The sequence below is a fragment of the Caballeronia sp. LZ016 genome, from assembly GCF_031450805.1.
GTDB lineage: Bacteria > Pseudomonadota > Gammaproteobacteria > Burkholderiales > Burkholderiaceae > Caballeronia.
In genome coordinates, this window is the sequence record NZ_JARTVY010000004.1 from 499,626 (window position 1) to 521,333 (window position 21,708).

At 60.4% G+C, this 21,708-nt stretch carries 19 protein-coding genes; 2 read left to right on the forward strand and 17 right to left on the reverse strand.

What is annotated here, in order from left to right; translation table 11 throughout:
- Positions 1 to 19 precede the first annotated feature (19 nt).
- Positions 20 to 1,456: an amidase gene (locus tag P9220_RS22765; protein ID WP_309767895.1), complete on the forward strand. Its 1,437-nt coding sequence runs from the start codon at positions 20 to 22 to the stop codon at positions 1,454 to 1,456.
- Here P9220_RS22765 and P9220_RS22770 read toward each other — a convergent pair.
- Positions 1,445 to 1,849 carry an H-NS histone family protein gene (locus tag P9220_RS22770; RefSeq protein WP_309767897.1) on the reverse strand — a complete coding sequence of 135 codons (405 nt, stop codon included), beginning with the start codon at positions 1,847 to 1,849 and terminating at the stop codon, positions 1,445 to 1,447. The two genes, P9220_RS22765 and P9220_RS22770, sit on opposite strands and share 12 nt — an antisense overlap.
- A 265-nt stretch (positions 1,850 to 2,114) precedes the next feature.
- Positions 2,115 to 2,513, reverse strand: a complete 399-nt coding sequence (locus tag P9220_RS22775) for a DUF3331 domain-containing protein (protein ID WP_309767898.1) — start codon at positions 2,511 to 2,513, stop codon at positions 2,115 to 2,117.
- A gap of 270 nt (positions 2,514 to 2,783) precedes the next feature.
- Here P9220_RS22775 and P9220_RS22780 point away from each other — a divergent pair, with 270 nt between their 5' ends.
- Complete coding sequence (locus P9220_RS22780) at positions 2,784 to 3,053, forward strand: DUF1488 family protein (protein WP_309767900.1); 270 nt, start codon at positions 2,784 to 2,786, stop codon at positions 3,051 to 3,053.
- A gap of 31 nt (positions 3,054 to 3,084) precedes the next feature.
- Here P9220_RS22780 and P9220_RS22785 read toward each other — a convergent pair whose 3' ends face one another.
- The 15 genes from P9220_RS22785 to P9220_RS22855 form a co-directional block, all read right to left on the reverse strand.
- Positions 3,085 to 4,374, reverse strand: a complete 1,290-nt coding sequence (locus tag P9220_RS22785) for a cytochrome c (RefSeq protein ID WP_309767903.1) — start codon at positions 4,372 to 4,374, stop codon at positions 3,085 to 3,087.
- 11 nt (positions 4,375 to 4,385) lie between these two features.
- The gene (locus P9220_RS22790) at positions 4,386 to 6,620 is read right to left on the reverse strand and encodes a xanthine dehydrogenase family protein molybdopterin-binding subunit (RefSeq protein ID WP_309767904.1); all 2,235 of its coding nucleotides are present in this window, start codon (positions 6,618 to 6,620) and stop codon (positions 4,386 to 4,388) included.
- Between the two features lies 1 nt (position 6,621).
- Positions 6,622 to 7,077, reverse strand: a complete 456-nt coding sequence (locus P9220_RS22795; RefSeq protein WP_309767906.1) for a 2Fe-2S iron-sulfur cluster-binding protein — start codon at positions 7,075 to 7,077, stop codon at positions 6,622 to 6,624.
- Between the two features lie 597 nt (positions 7,078 to 7,674).
- On the reverse strand, positions 7,675 to 8,466 hold the full coding sequence (locus P9220_RS22800; RefSeq protein ID WP_309767908.1) for a PilZ domain-containing protein: 792 nt from the start codon (positions 8,464 to 8,466) through the stop codon (positions 7,675 to 7,677).
- A gap of 234 nt (positions 8,467 to 8,700) precedes the next feature.
- Complete coding sequence (locus P9220_RS22805) at positions 8,701 to 8,994, reverse strand: cupin domain-containing protein (RefSeq protein WP_309767909.1); 294 nt, start codon at positions 8,992 to 8,994, stop codon at positions 8,701 to 8,703.
- Positions 8,995 to 9,108: 114 nt separating this feature from the next.
- Positions 9,109 to 10,113, reverse strand: coding sequence for a LysR substrate-binding domain-containing protein (locus P9220_RS22810; protein ID WP_309767911.1), 1,005 nt, complete (start codon positions 10,111 to 10,113; stop codon positions 9,109 to 9,111).
- A gap of 160 nt (positions 10,114 to 10,273) precedes the next feature.
- Positions 10,274 to 11,041, reverse strand: coding sequence for a pyrroline-5-carboxylate reductase (locus P9220_RS22815; protein ID WP_309767913.1), 768 nt, complete (start codon positions 11,039 to 11,041; stop codon positions 10,274 to 10,276).
- 20 nt (positions 11,042 to 11,061) lie between these two features.
- The gene (locus tag P9220_RS22820; protein WP_309767915.1) at positions 11,062 to 12,558 is read right to left on the reverse strand and encodes an aldehyde dehydrogenase; all 1,497 of its coding nucleotides are present in this window, start codon (positions 12,556 to 12,558) and stop codon (positions 11,062 to 11,064) included.
- A gap of 16 nt (positions 12,559 to 12,574) precedes the next feature.
- Positions 12,575 to 13,906, reverse strand: a complete 1,332-nt coding sequence (locus P9220_RS22825) for an FAD-binding oxidoreductase (RefSeq protein ID WP_309767916.1) — start codon at positions 13,904 to 13,906, stop codon at positions 12,575 to 12,577.
- 12 nt (positions 13,907 to 13,918) lie between these two features.
- A complete protein-coding gene (locus P9220_RS22830; protein ID WP_309767917.1) occupies positions 13,919 to 14,806 on the reverse strand; it encodes a dihydrodipicolinate synthase family protein in 888 nt (295 codons plus the stop codon).
- Between the two features lie 57 nt (positions 14,807 to 14,863).
- The gene (gene glyA, locus P9220_RS22835; protein ID WP_309767918.1) at positions 14,864 to 16,159 is read right to left on the reverse strand and encodes a serine hydroxymethyltransferase; all 1,296 of its coding nucleotides are present in this window, start codon (positions 16,157 to 16,159) and stop codon (positions 14,864 to 14,866) included.
- Between the two features lie 83 nt (positions 16,160 to 16,242).
- On the reverse strand, positions 16,243 to 17,118 hold the full coding sequence (locus tag P9220_RS22840) for a glycine betaine ABC transporter substrate-binding protein (protein ID WP_309767919.1): 876 nt from the start codon (positions 17,116 to 17,118) through the stop codon (positions 16,243 to 16,245).
- Between the two features lie 75 nt (positions 17,119 to 17,193).
- Positions 17,194 to 18,084 (reverse strand): proline/glycine betaine ABC transporter permease, encoded by an 891-nt coding sequence (locus tag P9220_RS22845; protein WP_309767920.1) that lies wholly within the window; start codon positions 18,082 to 18,084, stop codon positions 17,194 to 17,196.
- Positions 18,081 to 19,370, reverse strand: a complete 1,290-nt coding sequence (locus P9220_RS22850) for a glycine betaine/L-proline ABC transporter ATP-binding protein (RefSeq protein ID WP_309767921.1) — start codon at positions 19,368 to 19,370, stop codon at positions 18,081 to 18,083. Before P9220_RS22850 ends, P9220_RS22845 begins: the two co-directional genes overlap by 4 nt.
- A gap of 601 nt (positions 19,371 to 19,971) precedes the next feature.
- Positions 19,972 to 21,504 carry an NADH-quinone oxidoreductase subunit M gene (locus P9220_RS22855; protein ID WP_309767922.1) on the reverse strand — a complete coding sequence of 511 codons (1,533 nt, stop codon included), beginning with the start codon at positions 21,502 to 21,504 and terminating at the stop codon, positions 19,972 to 19,974.
- Positions 21,505 to 21,708: the final 204 nt, after the last annotated feature.

Sequence of the window (21,708 nt, forward strand, 5' to 3'; positions counted from 1 at the left end):
GCGGCAAAGCGCTAAGGCCATGAACGATATCGTGTCACTCGATGCGGTCGCCCTATCGAAAGCGATTCACACGCGCGACGTATCGTGCGTCGAAGTGATGCAGGCTTATCTTGCTCAGATCGATCGGTTCAATCCGCAAGTCAATGCGATCGTCGCCATGCAGGACCGCGATGCGCTCATCGCGAAAGCTCGACAATGCGACGAGCAACTCTCGGGCGGAGAAAGTCGCGGACCTTTGCACGGCTTCCCTCAAGCGCCCAAGGACATCTTGCCCGTTGCCGGCATGGTGACGACCAAGGGATCGCCAATCTATGCGGGCGAGATCAGTCAGGCGGACGCCGTCGTTCACGAGCGCATGCGTCGCGGGGGCGTGGTTTTTGTCGGGCGTACCAATTCGCCTGAATTCGGCTTGGGCGGGCATACGTATAACCCGGTCTATGGCACCACGCGCAACGCATTCGATCCTTCGCGCTCAGCAGGCGGCAGCAGCGGAGGCGCGGCAGTTGCCGTCGCATTGCGCATGCTGCCCTTCGCCGATGGATCGGACATGATGGGCTCGCTTCGCACACCCGCCGCGTTCAACAACGTATTCGGATTTCGCACGTCGCCAGGATGCGTGCCCTATGCGCCAGCCGACGATGTCTTCTTTCAGCAGTTCAGCGTCGTCGGTCCGATTGCCCGCACGGTCGAAGACCTCGGCTTATTGCTTTCGAGGCAAGCGGGCTTCGACGCACGCGCGCCACTCTCGCGCAGAAGCGATGCGCCCGCCGACTTCACGCGCTCGCTAGAACGCGATATGCGAGGCGCGCGCGTTGCATGGCTCGGCGATCTGAACGGCCATTTGCCGATGGAAGCCGGCTTGCTCGATACCTGTGCGTCGGCGCTGAAGCATTTTGAAGCGGCAGGCTGTATCGTCGAGCCGATTACATTGGCTTTCGATCTCGCGCGCTTATGGCAAGCGTGGCTGGACTTGCGGAGCTTTACTTTCGCGGGAAGTCATGCGCCGCTATACCGCGATGACGCCAAGCGGGCCAAGCTCAAGCCAGAAGCGGTGTGGGAAATCGAACGGGGCTTGAGTTTGTCGGGCGAAGACGTATCGCGGGCCGCACGCGACAGGTCCGCGTGGTATCAGACACTGAACGCGCTCTTCAATCGCCATGATTTTCTCGTCATGCCAGCGACGCAAGTCTTTCCGTTCGACGCAACGCTCCATTGGCCCGACAAGATCGCCGACCGGGCTATGGATAGTTATCATCGCTGGATGGAAGCGGTAATTCCAGCGACGATGGCTTCATTGCCGGCGCTATGCGCCCCGGCCGGCTTTGGCGCGAATGGTTTGCCGGCCGGGCTGCAGATCATCGGACCGGCACAGATGGACCTCGCAGTGCTGCAGATGGGACTCGCCTATGATCGCGTGAGTGGTTATTCGAGCGTGCGCAGTCCATTACTCGAATGACCGTCTCACTTTCATGTCAGCCTTCTTGGCGACACTTTTGCTATTCGGCTTGTCGATGAGGAACACACTGCGGTCCGCTGCGTTCTTGATCCACGATGGCGGACGTGCATGACCGCTCCACGTCGCGCCCGATAATGGATCGCGGTATTTCGGCGGCAACCTGGAGCCGACCGGGCTACCTTGCGGCTTTGCCCGGTTCTTCGAGCCCAGCGGACGACCGCGCTTGACAGCACCCGCTTCGACATCGGCGGTGAGATCCGCTATTGTCAGCCCGTATTGCTGCATCAACGACTGAATAGTCGCGATGATTTCCCGCGATCTCTTCTCACGCAATGTATCCGCGCGGCGCTGCAGCTTTCTGATCTGCGTTTCCAACTCACTCAGTGTCGCCATTCTGTTCCCCAACGTTCCGTGGTCTCTAACGGGCAGCGCTTGGGAATGCCACCATGAACCAGGCGAATGCCTGGTTATCGAATCATGCGCGCGTGTCTGCCACGGGGCATCTTAGAGCGACGTGCGTTTGGCACACGTAATCGCGCAAAAGATTACGTTTAGAATCCGCACGCTCCGACTCGATATGACAACGCTTTACCCGAACGGCATATGGCGCGCTTAGTGCGCCCATCCGATTCGTCAAAGCGACCGCTGTCGATGAGCATTAGTCGGACTCCTCATGCGATTCCTGCTCGCACGGCGCAAGCGCAAACGCGAGGATCATCGCTCCGCTATTGAGCGGAACCGAACTGCCTACCCGTCGTGGCCGATAGACCGGCTGCCCGCGCCGGATAGTCTGACCGCTCAGCGCGCATACGCCCCGCTTGCGTGCGGTGCAGAGCGCCCAGACCTGTTCCGAGTAATTGAAAGACGTCGGGTCGTGCCACGATAGCGCGAGCGTCGACTCACTCAGACGCTCCAGCAGCCGGATACTCACCGACCGCGCCTCGCGAGCGTCACTGCGCCTGCCACGCATGTCGCTGCATTGAGCATGGCGGCGCGAACCGTCGTCGAGCATGGCGAAAGTACGGCTCCACGGGTCCATCAGCGATGGATGCTTCATGCTTCCTCCTGCTGATCGGCTTCGGTTGTCGGTTCCTAGAGTAGTACACCTGAGCAAGTCTCGTTTCGTTTTTCTTGCCCGTGTTTTGTCGAGTTCAAGCCAACGGCGTTCAACATCGAGCCGAATAACGAACGATCGTTTTTTAACGGGCGGGCTCGCAAACGTTCAACTTGTGCCTGCTTTCGCACGTTGGACGCGGCAAGAAGGATGCGCAAAATCGCCGAATTCTGACAAAATAAAATGAAGCGAACCGGATATATCTGTCGAATCATGACAACCAAGATCTCCATCAATGCCACCATTTCGGCGGACCGCGCTTCGGTCAGCTTTGTCACCTTTACGCGGGAACGGGAGATTCAATGCAATATCACGCGCAAGGCATTGGAGCAGTGTTTCTGGGCGCCCGCCGGGGCTAGCGACGAGCGCCTGCTCAAAGCGCTAAGTGATGGCTACGAGCGCATCAGCGCCCGCGTGCACCGGAAATTTCTGGCGCATCCGTCGAATTCGATCCACCTCGACGTCATCGATTTTTCTTCTTGAACGCCGTCGGACCGGAAAAAAGCGGCACGCGTCAGCGCGCCGCTTCCGTCGACTTCCGCATCTTCGCCACGTCCTCTACCTTCACCGCCGGCATGTTGTTGTTCCATGCGCCGCGAATGAACGTCACGACGTCCGCTATCTGCTGATCATTCAGTACCGGCGCATAGCGCGGCATCGGGTAAGGCGCGGGTACGCCCTGGATCACGAGATCCTCGGTGCCGTTGAGCGTCACGTTGATGAGTGACGACGCGTCTTTTTCCAGCAGATTAGGGTTGCCGGCAAGCGGCGCGAGCATCGGTGCAAAGCCACGGCCGTCGATGCCATGACAGTGCATGCAGAAGGCCGCGTAGACGCGTGCGCCGGAATCGTTGGGCGCAGGCCGTGCCAATGACACCTTGGTTGCCTTGGGATCGTACGAATAAGGCGGATTGCCATTGCCGCCAGCTGCGGGCAGCGATTTCAGGTAGCGCGCCATTGCCGCGATGTCGTTGTCGCTGAGCGCTTGCGTGCTGTTGTTGATGACGCTCGTCATCGAGCCGAAAGCCGTTGCATGAGCGTTCGCGCCCGTCTTCAGGAAGGTCGCGACTTCCTGCTCGGACCAGCGGCCGAGCCCCGTGTTGTGATCGCCAGTCAGATTCGAGCCGAACCAGTTATCCAGCACGCCGCCGGTCAGATAGGCGCCGCCGCTTTCATCGAGTGCCTTTTCCTGGAATGCAACGCCACGCGGCGTATGACACGCGCCACAGTGTCCAAGTCCTTGCGTCAGATAAGCGCCGCGATTCCACGCGACGTCCTTGCCGGCCTTTTCCTTATAGACGCCTTTGTCGAGAAAGAACACGTTCCATATCTTGAGCGGCCAGCGCATGTTGAGCGGCCATTTCATGCCGGGCTCACGATTCGCCTGCTTGACAGGCGATACCCCACGCATGAAATAGGCGTAAAGCGCCTGCATGTCCTCGTCGCTGATCTTTGCGTACGACGGGTATGGCATTGCGGGATAAAGATTGTGGCCATCCTTCGCGACGCCTTCGCGCACGGCACGCGAGAAGTCCTCCTGGCTATAGCGGCCGATGCCCGTATCCGCATCCGGCGTGATGTTCGTGGTGTAGATTGCGCCGAGCGGCGTCATCATCGGCAAGCCGCCTGCCATTGGCTTGCCGCGCGGGGCGGTATGGCAAGCGATACAGTCGCCGGCCTTCGCGAGATAAGCGCCACGCGAAACGAGCGCATCGCTGGCGGCATCGGCGCGCGCAAACAGGGGAGCCGATGCCAGCGCGACGGTCGCTACGGCCATCGCAACCTTGAGAGACTTGTTTTTCATGACTGGCCTCCTCAGGCGCTGCGCAATTGATTGCCGACGGGTAATTGCCTTAGCCGCTTGCCGGTTGCCGCATGAATCGCATTCGTGATGGCAGGCGCAAGCGCGGCCGTACCCGGCTCGCCAATACCGCCCGGCGCCTCTGTGCTTTTGACGATATGCACTTCGATAGGCGGTGTTTCATCGATGCGCAGCATGCGGTAATCGGTGAAGTTGCTCTGCTCGACGCGGCCATTCTTAATGGTGATTTCGCCGTAGAGCGCACCCGTGATGCCGAAGATGATGCCGCCCTGCACCTGCGCCTCCACGGTATTCGGATTCACCACCATGCCGCAGTCCACCGCGCAGACGACGCGATTCACTCGCACGCCGCCCTCCTTGTCGACGGTCACGTCCGCGACCATCGCGAAGTAACTGCCGAACGCGTGCATCACCGACACGCCGCGTCCCTGTCCTTGTGGCATGGATTGCTTGCCCCAGCCTGCAGCTTGCGTCGCGACATCCAGCACGTTGCGCGCACGGGGCGTCTTGTTTAGCAGATCGCGCCGGTATTGAACCGGATCGACCTTCACTTGCGCGGCGAGTTCGTCGATGAAACTCTCGACGACGAAAGTCCCTCGCGTAGGCCCGACACCGCGCCAGAACGCGGTCGGCACATGGCGCGGTTCCTGACGCACATAGTCGACCACCTGATTGGGAAGGTCGTACGGGAGGTCGGCCGCGACTTCGATCGCATCCGGATCGAGCCCGTTCTTCACGGCAGGCGGCGCGAATCGCGAGAGCACCGACGATCCCACGATGCGATGCGTCCACGCTATCGGCTTGCCGTTTGCGTCGAGCGCCGCAGAGAGTTTGTCGTAGTAGCACGGACGATACATGTCGTGCTGAATGTCTTCTTCGCGCGAGTACGTCACCTTCACAGGCACGCCGAGTTGCTTGCCGATCTTGAGCGCTTGCGTGGCCATATCGAATTCGAGCCGTCTGCCGAAGCCACCGCCTAAGAGATGGTTATGCACAAAGACCTTTTCGGGCGGCAATCCGGTTGCCAGAACGCCGGCCCCCTGAATTCGCGTGGGCACTTGCGTGCCGATCCAGATGTCGCATCCGTCCGGACGCACGTGCACCGTGCAATTGACAGGCTCCATCGTCGCGTGAGCGAGGAGCGGCTGTTGATACACCGCATCGACCCGCGTCTTTGCATTGGCGAAGCCCTTGCCTACATCGCCGTCCTTGCGCGCGACTGCGCCCGTTTTTTCCGATGCCTTCGCCATCTCATCGAAGAGCATTCGAGTCGATACGTTCGCACCCGCGCCTTCGTTCCATTGAATCGCAAGGGCTGCGGCCCCGCGCTTCGCGGCCCAGGTGTGATCGCCGACGACCGCTACGCCGTTATCGAACTTGACGATCTGACGCACGCCTGGAATTTTCCTGGCGTGCGTGTCGTCGACGGAAGCGAGCGTGCCGCCGAATACCGGGCAATTCACGATGACCGCGTACACCATCCCGGGCAAGCGCACATCGAGGCCGAAGACCGCTGTGCCATTAGATTTCTCCGGTGAATCGAGGCGCCTGACCGGTGTACCGACGATGCGAAAGTCTTTAGGGTCTTTCAGCTTGATATCCTTGGGCACCGGCATAGCCGCTGCCGCTTGCGCGAGCTCTCCATAACCGGCACTGCGGCCATCCGCTGCATGAACGACCTTCCCATTCTCCGCGCGACACGCCGATGCATCGCATTGCCACTGCTGTGCGGCTGCCGCAACGAGCATCATGCGCGCCGCGGCGCCCGCCTTGCGCATCGGCTCCCACGCATAGCGAACCGACGTGGAACCGCCCGTTAATTGCCCGCCCAACAGCGGGTCCATGAATAACTTCTCATTGGGCGGCGCGTGGTCGATCGTGACGCTGTCGAGCGGCACCTCGAGTTCTTCCGCGATCAACATCGGCAATGCGGTATAGACGCCCTGCCCCATTTCCACTTTCGGCATGATCAGCACGACCTTGCCATTCTTGTCGATCTGCACGAACGCATTCGGCGCGAACACACCGTCTTGCGGCGACTCGATGCCATCGCCGCCGATCACCGACTTTCCTTTGTCCTGATCCTGACTCGCGGCCGGCACGCTGAAGCCGATAAGAAATCCGCCGCTCGCCGTGACGCTCGCCGTCAGTCCGAACTTCAGGAATGCGCGGCGTGAAAAACCTTTGGAAGCCCGATGACGTCCCGCTTCGAGTAATCCTCGCGACATCTCACGCCTCCTTGGCTGCTTGCTTGATCGCCGCACGAATGCGGTTATACGTTCCGCAGCGGCAGATATTTCCGGCCATTGCCGCGTCGATGTCCGCATCGCTTGGATTCGGGACCGTCGCGATCAATGCAGCCGCCGACATCACCTGTCCCGACTGGCAATAACCGCACTGCACGACGTCGAGCTGATTCCATGCATCTTGCACTTTCTTTCCAGCGGGCGTCGCGCCGACAGCTTCGATCGTTGTCACTTTGCGATCACCGATAGCCGCGATCGGCAGTACGCAAGAGCGCACGGCGACGCCATCGAGATGCACGGTGCAAGCGCCGCATTGCGCGATACCGCAGCCGAATTTGGTGCCGGTCAGGCCGACGATATCGCGAAGCACCCAAAGCAGCGGCATATCGGGCGGCGCATCGACGGAATGCGACTGGCCATTGATGGAAAGCGTGGTCATGAGCGGCTCCGGGCTTGTGCGTTGGTGTAAGCGGTAGCGCAAATGGATGGCTGCGTGGGGCGGCAGCCAACGGCCTGGCGGCGACATGCGTTGCGGAGTCGATTCGTTATTGCTTCGACCGCCGCTTGACGCGATGGCACCGGCGGCGGTGCATTGCAAGGCTTCGGGATTGTAGCGCCGCTTAAGAAATCAAGCTGACTTGACGATTTCCTTACGGGCTAAGAAGCCAATTTAGTGCAGGCTTGAATCGCTAAACAATTCAAGCGCGCGGTATTTAAGTGGGTTGTAGCGGCAGACAGTTAGTTGCAGCCGATTCACTCGGATGTCGGCTATTGAATGGGCCGCGCCCACTAGGAAGTGAAGTATGTCGAAGCGCATTTATCCAGCGTTCGCTCGAAGCCGAGACTCTGGCTTCGTCCTGCAGAACTACTTCGTGATGGAACTCGCCGTCTGTGGTGAGAGATGTGGACGCGTGATGACAGCAGTCGAACCCGGACGTCTCGCCAGTCGGTTCAAACCCGGCTAATGCAGCGCCCGGACCTGCAGGCGCCTATTGCATGTTGACGACGCGCGATTCCCGCCAAGCACCGAAACGATTTAATCAGCCCCGCTGCCCGTTGCCATTTCGAACAAATGCGCCCTTAGCAAAGCCGTTATGTCCGCAGTGCGATTGCTGAATTCGACACCGACCAGCACGGCGCCGTCGACATGCCTGAGACTGCGAGCGATACAGTTCAACACGACCGCATGCAGCTTGCCGTCGGCGCGCAGACGCAACGCGAGCTTGAAGTGCTCGCCCACGTTGACAACGGCATCGCCGGCGCTCAATGCAACGCCGCCAAGACTCACGTTGACGACGGTCACGTCGAACCCCGCCGCGATGCAGTCGTTTCGAATGAGTCTTCCCGCCAGTTCCGTCGAGACCCGCACGTGCTTTCGGACGATATGCGTGCGCACGGTGTCGGGTTGAGCAAGATACACAAGGCTTACCGGTGTCTCGCTCCGCCCGATGACGGTGCTGCGGAACATATAAACCTTTCGTCCGCGAAGCGCCTTGCAGTCGATTTCCGCGCCCGGTTGAAGCAAGTCGTGCCCGGTCGTGCAAGTCAGCAAAAGCGCCTGTCCAGCAATCGAGCCGACGTATTCCGTCTGCAACGGTGCGTGCGTCTGCCCGACAAGGGACAACTGCATCGCGTCGATCACCTTGGGCAATGTGCCTGCGATGCTGGCAAGGGGATTGGCGCTTTCCGCTGCCGACGCCTCGTGCTTTGCAGTCGAGATGAGCAGATTAGACGGCGCGGAGGTCGCATCATCGCGTTCTGCCGACGCGTCTTCATCGCGAAAGCCGCCCGCCGTGAGAAGCTTGTCGCGCTGGCCTTCCGATCGCACGCAATAGCCTCGAGTGAGAAGCAACTTGCCGCTTGCGGAATAAACCGCGAATGGAAGAGGCGTTCCGATTTTCAGTTCGTGTGGGGCAATCTTGACAAGGTTCATGGCGCAACTGACCTGTTCTGTTTTCTGTTGCGCTACCGTACCTCACCGCCCGCACGCTTTAAGTGCGTGACCTCGCATTCATCCGACAAAAAGCACCAGAAGCGGCCGTCCTTACGGAAACCATTCGGCTTATAGCGCCGATTCACTATTCGTCACGACGAGCACCGTGCACCCTTCGCGCGAATACGACCAGTGCGACGTGCCTGCGGGAAAAGTCACCACCTGGCCCGCAGTGAAGTCCGTAGCGTCCTGATCGGTGTAGACACCGTCCATGACGATCAGCAGTTCTGTCGACGTATGCGTATGGAACAATGACCTCGCCCCCGCGTCGAGCCGCATCCAGTAGCTCGTCCATGCGCCGCTTTCATCGTCGACTATGGGAATTATCGAAAAGCCGGGATGCCGCTTTCCCTCGATAAGCATGGGAGTCCATGCGTCTTCCGCGACGGTGTGAACCCGCCGGCCAGGCGGCGCTTCATCCAAGGCGATGTCTTTAACGGTCATAGGCGTCGTTTGCATTACAAGAGAAAGGGCTTATCAAGAGATCGCGCGTTCTTCCGCGTCTTCACGCCAGCTCGCCATCATGTCCTTGACCTCGCCGACGAGCCAGGTGCGGAATAGCTTGTATTCAGGGCGCTCGACTGCATTCTTGTGCGTGATGAGATAGTGGTAACGATCGCGGAACACGAGACTTTCTTCCACCGGACGCACCAGCACGCCCTGTTGCACTTGCCGATGCACGAGGTGATGCCATCCAAGCAAAGTGCCCTCGCCTTCCTCGGCTTGCGAGACGAGCAAGCGATAGTCATTGCTTTCCAGATGATCCGTCTCCATCAGCCGCTCGCCGGATTCGCCTTGTTGAAACCAGTTGCGCCATACACGCCAGTCGACGTGTTCGCACACTTGCGTGCGCCCGAGAGGCGATAAGTTAAGCGTCGGATGAACGAGCAAGTCCAGCGCGGACAATTTCCTGCCGCGATACTCTTCGTCGAAAAAGCGCTTGCTACAGACCGGGTACACGACGTCATGAAACAGGCGTTCGACTTCGTACTCCGCTTCGCGCGGCGGGTTCTTCGTGATGATGATGTCGGGATCGATGAGCCTGTCGAATTCCATGAAGTGATCGGTGACGATCACATGCAGCTTCACATCCGGGAACTGTTTTCTGAAGGCTTGCAATCGTGGCGTGAGCCACAATGCCGAAAACGTATGCGACACGCAGATGGTCAGCGCGGACCGGCCGGCGCGGCGCACCGTCTCTACCGTCTCCGCAATGTTCATGATCGACAGGTACGACGCGTTGTAGAGGAGACGCCCCGCCTCCGTCAGCGCGATATGTTTCCCCGAACGATCGAACAGCGCGACTTCGAGCGAGTCTTCGAGTTCCTTGATTTGTCTGCTGATGGCCGCCTGAGTGACGCACAACACCTCGGCCGCCTGCGTGAAGTTCTCATAACGCGCTGCGGTCACGAAGCATTTCAGGGCGCGCAGCGATGGCATTTGCGCGAGCAACCGGTCAGTGAAGATTTGCTTCTTCTGCATGGTCTGAAACCTCTTGTCGCGCGGCGAGCGATAGCGCTCGATGATTGTGCCGACAGGTCGGCGCCTTCATTATCTTACCGCGCAGCTCTTTTTATGGGGAGTTCGCTCCCTGGCGCGCGCTCTGAAGCGCGCGCCGATAAAGCAATGCGAAAGCGCCCGCTTATCTACCGTTCATGAGTCGCTTCTGAACGGCGTCCATTGCGGTCCGGACCTGCTCGAAGAAGCCCTCGGATTCCAGCTTCCGTTGCATCAGTTCGTTGATGCCTCCCTCGGTCGTGCATTGCTTCGCCAATTCGTCGAACGAGTCGTGACTAACTTGAGCCAGCTTCGCCAATCCCGAGTAATAGCCCGCGAGAAACGTTCGCGCGCCCTCGTAAGGAACGCCTTTCTGCGCAAGCCACTGTGCCTGTGCCTCGACGAAGCCGTAGTAGGTCGACATCGTGGCCGTCGCCACGGAGAACAGGTCGTACTGCGCTTCCTCCGTCACTTCGACTGTCGCGCCGATCGCATCGAATATTGCTTTGGCTTCGGCGTTGCGAGGGTAGATGACCGTGCTGCCGCTTCGATGCGCCGTTGCGGGCAAGGGAATCGCGCGAACGATCTCTGCCTCGACGCCCATGCGACGCTGCAAACGGTCGACCGTCAGGCCCGCCACGAAACTGATGACGAGCTGACCGGGACGAAACGTAAGCGTCTGCAACACCTCTTCGGCAATATCCGGGACGACCGCGATGCACACGACATCGCTTGCATCCACCACCTGCTGATTCGATTCGCACACACGCACGTGATCGTCGAGCTGCGCGAGTTGCGCGGACACTTCTGCGTTGCGAGGCGAGAGCCATATGTCATGCTTCGCGTCGCCATGACAAAGACCCGTGACGACCGCGCGCGTGATCCCGCCTGATCCAATGAATCCGATTCGCATCTTCTTGTTCATCCTTTCGGCTAGTCTTCAAGCTTGATCCAGGTGGTCTTGAGTTCGCAGTATTGGTCGTGTGCATAAACCGACTTGTCCCGCCCGCCGAATCCGGATTGCTTGAATCCGCCGAACGGCGTCGACAAATCCCCCTCGCCGAAGCAATTCACCGTGACCGTGCCCGCTCGAATCCGCGCAGCGATTTTGTGCGCGTGATTGACGTTGTCCGTCCAGAGCGACGCGGCGAGGCCATAGCATGTGTCGTTGGCGATGCGCACCGCGTCTTCGACATCGTCGTATTCGATGATGCAAAGCACCGGCCCGAACACTTCTTCGCGTGCGATGCTCATCTCTGGCGTGACTTTGTCGAAGATCGTCGGCTCGACGAACCAGCCGCCCGATTCGCTCTGAACCGCCCTCCCGCCGCACACGAGGTTTGCGCCTTCCTTCTTTGCCTTCTCGATGTGAGAAAGCACCTTGTCGTAGTGGCCGGATTCAATGAGCGCACCGAGTTTGACATCGGGGTCGAGCGGATCACCGGTCTTCCAGCCGTCAAGAACTGCAAGCACTTTCTCCAGCAATTCGGCTTTCTTGCTGGATGCAACGATGATCCGCGAGCCCGCGCTGCAGTTCTCGCCCATGTTCCAGAATGCAGCGGCAACCGCGTTTTCCGCGACGGGGTCGAGATTGGCGACATCGGGCAAGACGACCTGCGGATTCTTGCCGCCGCATTCGAGCACGACGCGCTTCAGATTCGAATCAGCCGAATAGCGAAGAAATCGCTTGCCCGTCTCTGTCGAACCCGTGAAGGCGACGAGATCGACATCCGGATGAAGGCCCAGCGCCTGGCCTGCGCCTTCGCCGAAGCCCGTGACCACACTGAACACCCCTGCCGGCAGCCCCGCTTCAGCAGCGAGATCCGCAATTCTCAGCGTGGAAAGCGATGTCTGTTCTGCAGGCTTGATGATCACGCTATTGCCGACCGATAGCGCCGGGCCGATTTTCCACGCAAGCATGAGCGCCGGAAAATTCCACGGCAACACGCCCGCCACGACGCCGATGGGCTCGCGCGTGATCATGCTCACGACACCCGCGCCCGAGGGCGACAGTGCGTCATAGCGCTTGTCCGTTACTTCGGCATGCCAACGGATGCACGCTGCCGATTCGGGAATGTCGAGGCCCATGCACTCGCTAACGGGCTTCCCCGCTTCGAGCGCCTCGAGCAGCGCGAGCTCCTCGGCGTTATCGTCGATGAGTTGCGCGAGCCGCAACAAGACTGCCTTTCGATGCGACGGCGCGGCCCTGGACCAGACCCCGCTTTCAAAAGCCTCGCGCGCCGCGATCACCGCGCGGTCCACGTCGGCCTGCTCGCATCGGGCAATCTTCGTCAGTACTTTGCCCGTCGCGGGATTCAACGTTTCGAACGTCGCTTCCGATGCCGCCGCGCAACGCTTGCCGCCGATGAACGCAAGGCCATCGAGCGATGCGTTCGCCGCCATCTGTTTCCATTCTTCGTATGTGCTCATGTCTGACCTCGCGAAATCAAAGTTCGGCGCCTGCCGAAAGTTCCTTGAACCAAATGGCTGTCGATACAGCGATGTCTGAAATCGGCCGGCCCGGTAGCGGACGCGGCCTCGGATGCTTCAGGACTTGCTGCACGAGTTCGTTCGACTGGCCTAGCGCATATTCCGCGATCAGCTTTCCGGCCGACGAGCCGCGACTGAGTCCGAGCCCGTTGCAGCCGATCGACTGGAAAACACCGTCGTCGCGCTTTCCGAAAAGCGATCCGCTATTGGCCGACAAACATAATGCGCCGCCCCACGTGTACTCGAATTCGACGTCCTTCAACATCGGGAACCGCCGGTCGAAGGATCGCTGGTGCATTGCCTTCGCTTTACTTATATCGGCATCCGAAATAGTTACGCCCGGCCGGAAAGCGAAGTGATTGCGCACACAGATACGATCGGTGATCAGCCTGCGCACCGTCGACCCGACAGGGTCTGCCGGAATCAGCGCCCACGACGGCAGGCCGCCGAGCCGCGCGACTTCCTCGCGATTCATCACACGCGTCATGGATGCAAAGGTGTACACCGGCAGCAAGCCATTGGCGTCCTTTCCGAACGTCGCAGCGTAAGAGTTCGTGCAGAGAATCACTTGCCTTGCGACGATTTTTCCTTCAGCGAACGTAAGCGTCTTCACGCCCGCGCCGGAATCGATGCCTTTGACTGCACTTAGCTCGAATATCCTGACGTTGTCGGGCAGTGCAGCGGCGAGTCCACGCATCAGCGCGGCAGGCTGCACCGTGCTGCATCCCGGCGTAAGAATCGCGGCCTTATAGAAGCCGCTGCCAGTCACTGACTGGATCGCTGCTTCATCGAGCCGTTCGAAGTTTTCACCGATGGTTTCCAGTCCCTTCGCAAAGTGCTCGAGCGCCGCCTTGCCGTGCTTGTTGACGGCGGCGTGATACTTGCCGTCATCGCGCCAGTCGCAATCGATCTTGTGTTCGATGACGGCGGACCGCACATAGTCGATACCATGACGCTGCAAGCGTATGTCGGCCTTATCGGCTTCGACGCTGCGCGAATAGCTTTCGCTGCTGATATCGTGCGGAAGGTCCACGAAAAAGCCCGAGTTGCGCCCCGCTGTTCCGCGTCCTATCCGGTCAGCCTCGACCAGTGCAATCGATGAATCGGGACTAAGCTCCGCAAGACGCCGGGCCGCGCAGAGTCCCGTAATGCCTCCTCCGATCACGACCCAATCGAACTGAAGGTTTGAGGCGACTTTCGCCGCTTGGGCGGGGGGCGGAAGACTCTCCCACCAGCCATTCACGCCGTCGGGGGTTGGTACGCGCCCGAAGTCCAGTTTGGAGCTCATACGATTCACGAGTTACTGTGCGTTGCGCAGCAAGGGTTGAACGACGGATGCGAATGCCTTGCGCTCTTCGTCCGTCAGCGTGCCGAGCGGCGCGCGCGCATTCCCGACGGGCAGGCCAGCCAGTTCGCAGCCGTATCGCACGTACTGAATGAATTTGCCGCTGCGCTCGAGCAGTTCGAGCACCGGCAGCAATGCGCCCATCAATTGGCGCCCTTTGACGAAGTCGCCTTGCGTGCATGCTTCAAGCAACTCGACGTGCGATTCGGGAATGAAATTCGCCGCAGCGCCCACCCAGCTCTTGGCGCCCCACGCGAAGAATTCGAGCGCCTGATCGTCCATGCCGCAACTGAGGACGAGTCGATCCTTGAAGTGAGTTGCGAGATGGTGCAAATGCCCGATGTCGCCCGTGCTTTCTTTCATTGCCTGAAAATTCGGGCGTTCGAGCAGCTTTTCCAGGACCGCGTCGCTGATTTCCGTGCCTGTTCGCGCGGGGAAGTTATAGAGCATGACCGGAAGATCGACGGCGTCATCGACCTTCAGGAAGTGCGACAGAAGCTCTTCCTGCGTCGGCTGTGCGTAGTAAGGCGTGGCCATCAGCAGCGCCGACATGCCCGCCTGTTTCGCAGCAAGACCAAGGTGGATCACGTCCTTTGTCGTCGTCGCATTGATGCCTGCTGAGAGCACCGTCTTGCCGCCTACTGCATCGACGACCGTGTGATACGTCTTCACGCGTTCGTCCAGCGTCAGCGCGTAATACTCGCCCGTCGTGCCACCGACACCCAGGCCGCTTAGCCGGCCCACGAGTCCTTTCGCGTGCCTTGCGAGCAGCGCATGATCGATTTCGCCGTCCGCAGTGAATGGCGTGACGAGCGGTGCATGAACTCCTTCGAAGCTGACCATCGTGTTCTCTCTCGATTCGGTTATGAACTTTCGGTTAAGGGCGATGCGGCACTCGACTCAGACGAGCGCGTCGGCCGGCGAGTAAATCGGGAACTGGCTGCAAAGATCGCGTACGCGGCTGCGCACTGAACGTTCGACGGCGTCGTTGCCCTGCGGATCGCTTTCGAGCGCATTCAGCACTTCGAGAATCATCTCGCCGACCAGCTCGAACTCTCTCGGTCCGAATCCGCGCGTCGTGCCGGCTGGCGTACCGAGACGAATGCCGGATGTCACCGTCGGGTTCTCGGTATCGAATGGAATGCCGTTCTTGTTGCAGGTGATGCCCGCGCGTTCCAGCGCTTTCTCGGCTTGGGTGCCGGTGAGACCTTTCGTGCGAAGATCGACGAGCAGCAGATGGTTGTCCGTTCCGCCCGTGACGAGACGCACGCCGCCTGCGCTCAAAGCGTCGCCGAGTGCGACTGCGTTGTTCAACACCTGATCGATGTACGTCCTGAACTCGGGCCGTAACGCCTCGCCGAATGCCACCGCTTTGCCCGCGATGACGTGCATCAACGGCCCGCCTTGCAAGCCGGGAAATACCGCCGAATTGATTTTCTTGGCGATGTCGCCGTTGTTCGTCAGCACGAAGCCGCCGCGCGGGCCTCGCAACGTCTTGTGCGTCGTCGACGTCACCACGTCCGCAAAGCGGATCGGATTCTCGTGACGCCCCGCCGCGACGATGCCCGCAATATGCACCATGTCGACCATCAGCAATGCGCCGACGCTATCGGCGATCTCGCGGAACTTCGCGAAATCGAGCGCCCTCGGATAAGCCGAGTAACCCGCGATGATCATCTTCGGGCGATGCTCCTCGGCCAGGCGCCGGACTTGTTCGAAGTCGATGCGATAGCTATCGGGACTCACACCGTATTGCACCGCGTTGAACCATTTCCCCGACAACGCGGGACGTGCGCCGTGCGTGAGGTGACCGCCCGCATCGAGCGCCATGCCCATCACCGTGTCGCCGGGCTCGAGCAGCGCGAGCATCACCGCGCCGTTGGCCTGCGCGCCGGAATGCGGTTGCACGTTCGCGAATTCGGCGTCGAAAAGCGCCTTGACGCGATCGATGGCAAGCGATTCGATGCGATCCACGTGATCGCATCCGCCGTAATACCGACGCGACGGATATCCTTCGGCATACTTATTGGTCAACACCGTCCCTTGAGCCTGCATGACCGCTGCCGAGACGATATTCTCCGACGCAATCAACTCGATCTGCGTCTGCTGGCGGCGCGTCTCGAGCGTAATTTCCGAGGCAATGACCGGATCGCGGTCCTGAAGCGTCTCCGCGAAAAAGCGTGCTGTTTGATTCATGTATGCGACTCCGACACCTTCCTGACAAGACATGGCAGCGCTTTCTTCGTGGATGCATCGGTCGAAGAAAGCGCCTGCGGCTCTCACTGCTCGAGCCACGCTTTTACTTTTTCCGGGTGCGCCTCGACGAACTTCTTCGCGGCGCCGGGCCAGTCGTTGGTCGTGTTGCCTTCGAATTCGATGGACTCCACGTCCGCCAGCGTCAGCTTGAAGTGGCGAAAGAAGACATCGGCGCGGGGAAACTTCGTCGCGAACTGCTTCGATGCGAAGCCGTGCACCTGCTCTTCGCCGCCGAGCGCGCCCTTCGGGTCCTTCAGATAGCGCATCTTCCATTTCTGCCACAGCCAGTGCGGGCTCCAGACCGTCGTGACCACCCAGTTCTTCGACTGGTATGCACGCGAGATGGAGGCGAGCATGCCGGCTTCACTCGACGACTGCAGCTTGTAGCCGGACAGGTTGTATTCCTTGATCGCCTTCTCCGACGCCTGCATCAGTCCGCCGCCCGGCTCGATGCCCTGGATGGTTCCATTGAGCTTGCTCTTGACCTCGGGCTTGTTCAGGTCGGCGATGGAACCGAGCTCGCTTTCGGGGATATAGTCCGGCACCGCCCAGCCGTTCTTGCCGCCCGAATAAATGATCCCGGTGTCCGACATGTCGTTCTTGTAGCGCGAGTAGTAGTTCGCATGCGTCACCGGCAGCCATCCGCCGACCATGATGTCGAGATCGCCGCGCGCGACGCCCTGATACTGAATGCCGATGTCGGCCTGCACCAGCTTGACCGGCTGTTGCAGCTTCGTCTCGAGCACGTACTTCGCGACGTTCGCCACCGCGAGCACGTCCGCCCAGTTCGTCACGGCGATCTTGACGGGCTCCGCAGCGCCCGCCGATACCGCCGTCACACCGAACGTCACAGCCAATGCAGTTCTTGCCAGGAATCCTTTGAGGAAGCCGCCCGCCATTTTGCACTCCTTTATAGTTCGTACAGTCGTTAGATCGCGTGGGTTGATCGTAAGGTGTTACCGGTGCGTCATCGCTCAGGTCTGCGCGGCACCGCTCGCGCCTTGCTTCAGGGACTTCGCCGACTTGCGCGGCTTCTTCTTCGACTTGACGCCGAAGCTCTCGGTCAGGCGGTCGAGCACGATGGCCAGCAGCACGACACCCAGCCCGCCTTCGAAGCCGATACCGATATCGAGGCGCTGAATGCCGCTCAACACGTACTCGCCGAGCCCGCCCGCGCCGATCATCGAGGCGACGACGACCATCGACAGCGCCATCATGATCGTCTGATTCACGCCGGCCATGATCGACGGCAACGCGTTCGGAAGCTGAATCTTCCACAGCAACTGCGCATCCGTGCTGCCGAACGCGCGCCCCGCTTCGAGCAGTTCTTCGCGCACCTGCTTGATGCCGAGCGTCGTCAGTCGCACGACGGGCGGCATCGCGAAGACGATGGTGGCGATCACCGCAGGCACACGGCCGAGGCCGAACAGAATGACGGCGGGGATAAGGTAGACGAATGCGGGCATCGTCTGCATGAAGTCGAGCAGCGAACGCAGGACCACTTCGACTCGCCGGTTGCGCGCGCCCCAGATGCCCAACGGCACGCCGATGACGAGACTGAAAAACGTAGCGGCCACAACGAGCGCAAGTGTCGATACGGTCTGCGCCCACAGCCCCATGTAATTGATGACGTACAGCGCGACGCCGACGAACGCCGCGAAGAACACGCCGCGACGCCAGAGCGCGAGCGCCATGAGAAGCACGAGCATGGCGACGAACGGCACAGCGGCCAGTCCATCTTCGAGCAGCTTCACGAATGCGCCGAGGACCGAAGAAAAGGCGTCGAAACCGCCGCGAAAATGCTGAAAGAGAAAGTTGACGAGGTCTTCCGCGAACTTACCGAAAATCGATGATGACGAGTTCATGCTGCTCTCCGCTCCAACACTTGCCTGAGGATGGTCCGACACGAGACGACGCCGGCGAGCTTGCCGTCCCCGTCCACGACGGGAACGTCGTACTCGCGGCCGAGCGCCACTTCAGCGAGTTCGTGCAGGTCGGCTTCCGATTGCACCGCATGCAAGTCGGGATGCAACGCATCGCGCACAGTGCGGTTGCCTGCCTTGTGCAGCCGGTCCAGCGTCACGCAGCCGACGAATCGGCCGGCCTGGTCGCAGACGTATCCGCAATCGACGTTCGAGTCGATCATGTCGGTGAGATAGCGTTCCGCCGAAGCGCCCATGTCGCAAGCGAACACGCCCTTCTCCGGCTTTTCCATCAGGCTCGACGCAGTCAGAAAGCGCGAGACGTCCACGTTGCGGAAGAAGTCCCGCACATAATCGTCGGCGGGCGTCTGGATCAGTTCGGCAGGCGTGCCGACCTGAATCAGGCGGCCGTCTTTCATGATGCCGATCCGGCCGCCGATCTTGATCGCCTCTTCGATATCGTGCGAGATGAAAACGATCGTGCGCTGCTCTTCTTTCTGCAAACGGAGCAACTCGTTCTGCATTTCGAAGCGGATGAGCGGGTCGAGCGCCGAGAACGCCTCATCCATGAGAAGCACGGACGGATTGACAGCGAGCGCCCGCGCGAGGCCCACGCGTTGCTGCATCCCGCCCGAGAGTTCACTCGGCAACAGCTTTTCGTATGAACCGAGTCCGACGCGCTGAAGCGCCGCGCGCGCGGTCTCGTAACGTTCGGCTTTTTTCTGACCCGACACTTCCAGCCCGTAAGCGATGTTGTCGAGCACCGAACGGTTCGGAAGCAGCGCGAAGGACTGAAACACCATCGACATCTTCTGACGCCGCACTTCGCGCAATTCGATGGTGGACATCGGTGCGATATCGCGGCCTTCCAGAATCACGCTGCCCGATGTCGGCTCGATCAGCCGGTTCAGGAGGCGAACCAGCGTCGACTTGCCCGATCCGGACAGTCCCATGATGACGAAGATTTCGCCGGCGCGTACGCTGAGACTCACATCGTCCACGGCGACCATGTTGCCGGTGAGTTCGAAGATTTCGTTGCGTCCGCGGCCCTGCCGCATCATGTCGAGCGCGCGCTCGGGCTTCTGGCCAAAGATCTTGGAGAGGTTCCTGACTTGCAGAATCTCCGCTCCGGCTGCAACGCCGGCTTCACGGCTCGAAGCGGCGGCCGAATGCTCAGGAACACTAACGTGTGCCAGGTGCTCCGGCGCAAGGGTCAAGTTGGGTGTCATCTTTTGTTCCGACTGATAGTCAACGAATCCGGCAGCACACTGTCCGGCGCGGCCCGCGTCGAGCGCATCGCTCAGGTCCTGCTATCCGGCTCTATGCCCTGTTACCAAACGGCTGTAATCGTTCAATGTGGCGCATGCGAATCGCACACAGTGTTTGTTATCGCCTGCAAATCAAAGCGTCTGATTCGTCAGTGCTTGTCATCGGTTCGTTCATGCACGGGTCAAAGCGTATCAAGTCAATTACAAACGCCCACTAACATTTCCTAGGCCATATGCCCTACTTTTGGTAATGCTGCTTTAGAGGGAATGGAGGCGTGCAGACGCACCACGTCAGGGCCGAATGGCTGGAGACGTTGTGCAGCGGGGCTTGGCGGGCGATGACAGATACCCGGCGCCACCGACCGTTGCGGTCGATGCTTCACGCGCAAAGCGGTGAACTTAGGGAATGTCCTTAAGCGGCCGACTAAGGGATTGTCCTTAGCCGGCTTGTCGCTAAAGAATTGTCTTGCGAGGCGGCGCCGCGATGAGCCGTCGCAAAGAGAAACGGCCCCGGCGTGCAACTCTCGCGCCGAGGCCGTCTTGCAGCAAGTGCCTGTCGTTTTTAGCCCGGCAGACGCTTCACACCTTCGACGCCATGCGCGTCGTAAGAAGGCGCGTTGTCGTCGGCCGGCAGCGACGATGCCTGCGCGGCCGATACGACAGCCTCGACCGAAGGCCCGATGGCATCGGTGAAAGTCTTCGGATGGACGCCGATCGCCAGCACGAGCACCGCCATCGCGCCGAGCACGGCGAACTCGCGCTTGCCGATGTCCTTGAGCATCGCGACGCGCTCGTTCCTGACGGCGCCGAACAACACGCGCTTGACCATCCACAAGGTATAGGCCGCGCTCAAAATGAGCGACAACGCGGCAATCGCACCGACCCAGAAGTTGAAGCGGATCGCGCCCATCAGCACAAGGAATTCGCCGACGAAACCGGACGTGCCCGGCAAGCCGACGTTCGCCATGGAAAAGAGCATCGCGTAGGTGGCGAACTTCGGCATCGTGTTGACGACGCCGCCGTAAGCGTCGATCGAACCGCTGCGCGTGCGGTCGACGAGCACGCCGGTACACAGCAGCATCGCACCGGAAACCACGCCGTACGACAGCATCTGCACGACCGCGCCCTCGGTGCCCAGCGGATCGAACGTGAAGAGGCCGAGGGTGACGAGCCCCATGTGCGCGACTGCCGAATACGCGAGCAGCTTGCGCATGTCCGTCTGCGCGAGCGCGACGAGGCTGCCGTAGATGACGGCGACGAGCGCGAGCGCGATCATCGCGGGCGCGAAGAAGTGCGATGCATCGGGAACGATCGGCAGCACGTAGCGCAGCATGCCGTAGCCGCCGATCTTCAGCATGCCGAGCAGCACGGCCGCGCCGGTCGGACCTTCGGCGTTCACGTCGGGCAGCCACGTATGGACCGGCCACATCGGCACCTTGACCGAGAAGGCGGCCATGAAGCACACGAAGACGGCCAGTTGCGGCGCGAAGCCGATCTTCAAATGACGCCATGCGTCGATATCGAACGTGTGCGACTGGCTCCAGAGATACACGAGCGCGGCCAGCATCGCGAGCGAGCCGAAGAGGGAAATGAAGAAAAAGCGCATCGCCGCATACACGCGACGCTCTGAGCCCCAGGTTCCGATCAGCAGATACAGCGGAATCAGCGTCGCTTCGAAAAAGACGAAGAACAGCATGCCGTCGAGCGCGAGAAATACGCCCTGCATGCAGCCCGACAGCACGAGAAATGCCCCGTAATACTGGGCGACCTGTTTCGTGACGCTGCGCCATGACGCGACGAAGACGATCAGCGTCGTCACCGCGGTCAGCACGGAGAACCACAGCGAAATGCCGTCGACGCCCAGGTGGTAGGCGATACCGAACTGCGGCAGCCAGTCGACGCGCTCGGCGAGCTGAATGGCGCTCGAGGACGCATCGAAGCGCGCGAGCAGCGGCACGACCGGCAGCAGCCCGAGCACCGCCCCGAACAACGCGACCGCGCGCGACAGCGTGGCCGACGGACCGAACGTGAACACGAAGATGCCCGACACCACTGGAATCCAGATGAGAAAACTGAGTACTGACGGCAGATGCATAGATTTGAACGGTTCGAAGCGCAAAACGCCTCCCGCACGCCGCTTGGGGACGCGCCGGGACGGCGAGGTTGACGATGAGCTGACGGGCGGAACAGTTGCGCGGGTGATCCGAAGCCCGGAACGCAACCGATTGAAAGCTACGTTTTTGCTAGGGTTAACGAGAATAACTCAAAGAAAAACTTTTCGGGGAATTGGCGGGGATCA